Below are 4,632 nucleotides of genomic sequence, written 5' to 3' on the forward strand. Positions count from 1 at the left end.
GAGACGGAGCGGGACATCCTCCGTCAGGCGGCGAAGTATTTCGCCGGGGAGACGAACTGGTGAACCGCTTCCAGTTCGTCGAGGACCACAAGGACGCCTATGGCGTGAAGCGGTTGTGCGAAGTTGTCGAGGTCGCGAGGTCGTCGTTCTACGCCTGGCGCGCGGCGGCCCCGGGGCGCGCGGCGAAGGCCTCCGCCGATGCTGCCCTCGCTGACCGGATCCGGGTGCTGCAGGAACCTGCGCGGGGTGGTGACCGCGCCTATGGGGCGCCGCGAATCACCGCCGACCTCAACGACGGCGTCCCCGCCGCTGAGCGGGTGAATCACAAGCGAGTCGCCCGGGTGATGCGAGAACATCAGCTGGCGGGGATCCGGTTGCGTCGGCGGGTGAAGACGACGATCCCGGACCAGTCCGGCAGGAGGTTCCCTGACCTGATCGGACGGGACTTCTCCATGGGGAGCCGAACCGCAGGTATGTCGGCGACATCTAATGCCGACGTCGGCATTAGATGTCCTATGCCGACGTTCGGACTATGCCGATGCTGGTGGGAACGGTCCTGGTCAGGTCTGGTTTCCGGGGTTGAGATGTCGGCATAGTTGAGGGGCGGTCATGCTTCAGACACGAAGTGTCTGGAGGTGAGGGCCGTGACGAAGAGATCGCCTACTGCTCGCCCGTCTGTGGATCGGATTCCGCTGGTTCCGGTGGGGCCGTTGGCTCCCGCGGTGCTGGCTGAGTGTTCGGCCTGGACGGCGGGGCTGGGGTATTCGCCGGGTTACGCGGCGCAGATCGTGAACCTGGCCGCGCGTCTGAGTCTGTGGATGCACACGGCGGGCGCGGGCCTGGACCAGATCGGTCCGGAGCTGCTGGACCGGTTCGTGGCCGTGGAGAGTTCGCGGCCAGTCGTCGCGGATGGGGTGAGAACGCGCATGGGCGCGTTGCGCAGGTTCCTGATCGCGGCGGGATACCTCAGCGCGAGCGATGGCGAGCCGGGGGCTGCCACTGAGGTGCTGGCGGCGGTGACCGCGTGGCGCGCATGGATGCGAGACGACCTCGGGCTTCTCGAGCGGACCATCGATGCCCGCTGCTACTACGGGGCCGGGCTGCTGGACGCGATCGCCACCGCGGACGGCGTGGTCGAGTGGCGTCGGCTGGACGCGACGGTCGTCAACGAGTTCGTCGCGGAGCGGGGTCGCCCTTACGGGGCGGTGACTCGTTCTCACATCGTCGATTCGGTGCGGTGTCTGCTGCGGTGGGCGTTGAGCACGGGGCGGATCGATCGGGATCTGACCGCCGGGGTCTTGAAACCTCCGGGCACGCGACGGGCGCTGCCGCGCGGGGTCAGCGCGGACCAGGTCGCTGCGCTGCTTGGCGTATGCGATCCGACCACGGTGATCGGCGCGCGAGACCGAGCGGTGGTCACGATCCTGGTGCGTCTGGGCTTGCGGGCGGGCGAAGCCGCCCGGCTCACGCTCGACGACATCGATTGGACCGCCGGTCGTCTGAGGGTCACCGGCAAGGGGCGCGAGCACACCCTGCCGATCCCGGTCGATGTCGGCGAAGCGTTGGCGACCTGGCTGCGGGCACGTCCGGTCGCGCTGGATCGTGGTGTGTTCGTCCGGATGGCCGCGCCGCGCAGGATGTTGACCACGGGCGGCATCTCGGGAATCATCGCCCGACTCTCCGACCTCGCGGGCATCGACCGGATCTACGCTCACCGGCTGCGACACACCGCGGCGATGGACATTCTGGCCGCCGGCGGCACACTGATCGAGGCGCGAGAGCTCCTGGGACACGTTCACACGGCGACCACGATGGGCTACGCGAAGGTCGACCTTCGGTCCCTGCGAGCATTGGTCGTCCCGTTCGGGCAGGTCCCGCGATGATCACGCTGCGCGAACACCTCGAGCAGTATCTGACGCTGCGCCGAGCCCTCGGGTTCCAGCTGAACGACATCGAACGACAAGTCGGCCTGTTCCTCCGCTGGCTCGAGGATCGACGGCAGACAACGACGTTCACCATCGACGACGCCGTGACCTGGGCGCGACTGAATCCTGACGCGCACCCGTCATGGTGGGCGACCCGACTGTCGTTGGTGCGCCGATTCGCCGCACATCTGAACGCGAACGGGATCGACGTTCCGATCATCCCGGACGGCCTGCTCGCGGCGAAGAAACCGCGCGCGGTTCCCTACATCTACAGCCAGGACGACATCGACGCGCTGCTGGCCGCCTGCTCGGAGACGTTCGCTGACGAACGGATAGCGGAGACGGTCCGCACCGTGATCGGCCTGCTCGCCGCGACAGGGCTGCGGATCAGCGAGGCACTGAACCTCCGCGTCAACGACATCGACCCCGACGATCTCGTGCTGGTGATCAAAGCGGCGAAGTCAGACGAACGTCTCGTTCCGATCGACGAAACGACGGCAGCAGTGCTGCGCCGATACATCGAGCTGCCGGCGCGGGCAGCGACCGGCCCCGACCCGCACGGCCCGGTATTCGTGACGTCAAAGGGGACCGGGTATCCCTATGTCTCCTTCTTTCGGCTCTTCAAACGGGTCCGGGATGCGGCCGGACTCACCCCGCACGGCAGAGCCCGGCCGCGACTGCACGACCTGCGGCACACCTTCGCGACCGCGCACATGACGGCCGCGTACGCGCACGGCGGGGATCCCGAGCGGACGCTGTCGCTGCTGGCGACCTGGCTCGGGCACTCCGACGCCGCACACACCTACTGGTATCTGACCGCGACCGGCGAGCTGATGACGCTGGCCGCGGGACTGCTCGATGCCGCTTCTGCTGAAGGACCCTCATCATGAACGACCTGGCCACGAGCCTGCAAACCTACTTCACGACGTTCGCTCGCACCCAGCGGGATCTCTCCGAGAACACGATCTCGTCCTACCGCGACACCTGGCGGATGCTTCTCAAACATCTGACCGTCACGCTCCACATCCCGACGGACAGGATCGACTTCGACGCGCTCACCGTCACGAACATCGCCGGATTCCTCGACCACCTGCAACACGACCGCGGCAACAACGCGAAGACCCGCAACACCCGGCTCACGGCGATCCGCGCCGTGCTGTCTCGCGCTCTTCCCGATCACCCCGAGCACGCCGCGACGATCACTCAGGTCCTCGCGATCCCTCCCAAACGGGCAACGAGACCGGTCATCGAGTTCCTCACTCGCGAAGAAGCCGATGCTCTGCTCGCCGCGCCCGACCGCCACACCTGGACCGGTCGACGCGACCACGCACTGCTCGTGATGGCCGTCCAGACCGGGCTGCGGATCAGCGAACTCTGCGCCCTGACCCTCGATGACATCCACCTCGGGGTCGGTGCTCACGTCACCTGCACAGGCAAGGGCCGACGCCAACGCTCCACCCCGCTGACCACCACCACCCTGCGCACCATGAGGCACTACCTCGCCGAACGGAAGACCCGCCCCGGAACCGCGATGTTCTGCGGCCCACACGGACAGGCACTCTCCCGCGACGCGCTCGAGCACCGCCTCGCCAAACACCTCGACACCGCGAGAACCAGATGTCCCAGCCTCGCCGGCAAGCACGTCACGATGCACACCCTGCGCCACACCGCGGCGATGAACCTGCTCACCGCGGGGGTCGACGTCGCGGTCATCGCGCTCTGGCTCGGACACGCCGACACGCACAGCACGGACGCCTACCTCCACGCCGACATGACGATCAAACAAGCCGCTATCGACCGCACACGGCCACCCGGCGTCGCCCCAGGCAACTACCACCCCGAGCCGGACATCCTCGCCTGGCTCAATGCCCTTTGACTATGCCGACATCTCAACCCCGGAAACCAGACCTGACCAGGACCGTTCCCACCAGCATCGGCATAGTCCGAACGTCGGCATAGGATATCACCTACCTCCCGATCGCGGACGGGACGAACCTGTACCTCGCGACCTGCATCGACCTCGGCTCCCGGAAGCTCGCCGGCTGGCAGGTCGCCGACCACATGCGCACCGAGCTCGTCGAAGACGCCCTCCGCGCCGCAGCCCGCGACCGAGGCAGCCTCGCTGGCGCGGTATTCCACAGCGACCACGGCAGCGTCTATACGTCGAAGGCCTACGCCGCGCTCTGCGAGCAGCTGAAGGTGGCCCAGTCCATGGGTGCAGTGGGCACCAGCGCCGACAACTCGCTCGCGGAGAGCGTGAACGCCGCGCTCAAACGGGAGCTCCTCGAAGGCGCGTCGGCGTTCCCGGACCAGGCCACCGCCTACCGGGCCGTGTTCCGATGGGCGAACCGCTACAACACCCGAAGGCGGCACTCCGCGATCGGCCAGATCACCCCGAACACCTACGAGAACGCCTACACAGCGACCACGTCCGCTACCCTCACGGAAGCGGCATAACCGAAACGACACCGTGTCCACGATCGAGGGTCAAGGCCCGCGACCAAGGAGCAGGCGATGGTGCAGCTCCGCGCGTTCCCCACGACAGACTGGGCTCTGAAGTACTACCACGACCCAGAAGGTGGGTGGCTCCGCGTTCTCGACCAGGCCGAACTCGGAGACCTCAGCGCCTTCCGGGAGGTATACGCCACGGACTGCGGTTCCCTCGAGAACGGTAGCGGATGAGCCCCGGATGGAGATGCGTCGAGGT

At 67.2% G+C, this 4,632-nt stretch carries 4 protein-coding genes and 2 pseudogenes; all 6 read left to right on the forward strand.

The window, feature by feature from the left end:
• Nucleotides 1–487, forward strand: a pseudogene (locus ACK5KK_RS00625) (IS3 family transposase); the annotation flags it as partial.
• Nucleotides 488–644: 157 nt separating this feature from the next.
• Nucleotides 645–1,883: a tyrosine-type recombinase/integrase gene (locus ACK5KK_RS00630; protein WP_416888158.1), complete on the forward strand. Its 1,239-nt coding sequence runs from the start codon at nt 645–647 to the stop codon at nt 1,881–1,883.
• The gene (locus ACK5KK_RS00635; protein ID WP_416888159.1) at nt 1,880–2,815 is read left to right on the forward strand and encodes a tyrosine-type recombinase/integrase; all 936 of its coding nucleotides are present in this window, start codon (nt 1,880–1,882) and stop codon (nt 2,813–2,815) included. The genes ACK5KK_RS00630 and ACK5KK_RS00635 overlap by 4 nt, the downstream gene beginning before the upstream one ends.
• A complete protein-coding gene (locus tag ACK5KK_RS00640) occupies nt 2,812–3,801 on the forward strand; it encodes a tyrosine-type recombinase/integrase (protein WP_416888160.1) in 990 nt (329 codons plus the stop codon). Before ACK5KK_RS00635 ends, ACK5KK_RS00640 begins: the two co-directional genes overlap by 4 nt.
• An 83-nt stretch (nt 3,802–3,884) precedes the next feature.
• Nucleotides 3,885–4,382, forward strand: a pseudogene (locus ACK5KK_RS00645) (IS3 family transposase); the annotation flags it as partial.
• Between the two features lie 57 nt (nt 4,383–4,439).
• Nucleotides 4,440–4,607, forward strand: coding sequence for a hypothetical protein (locus ACK5KK_RS00650; protein WP_416888161.1), 168 nt, complete (start codon nt 4,440–4,442; stop codon nt 4,605–4,607).
• The last annotated feature ends 25 nt before the right edge of the window (nt 4,608–4,632 follow it).

This window comes from Microbacterium sp., from assembly GCF_047972865.1.
Lineage (GTDB): Bacteria > Actinomycetota > Actinomycetes > Actinomycetales > Microbacteriaceae > Microbacterium.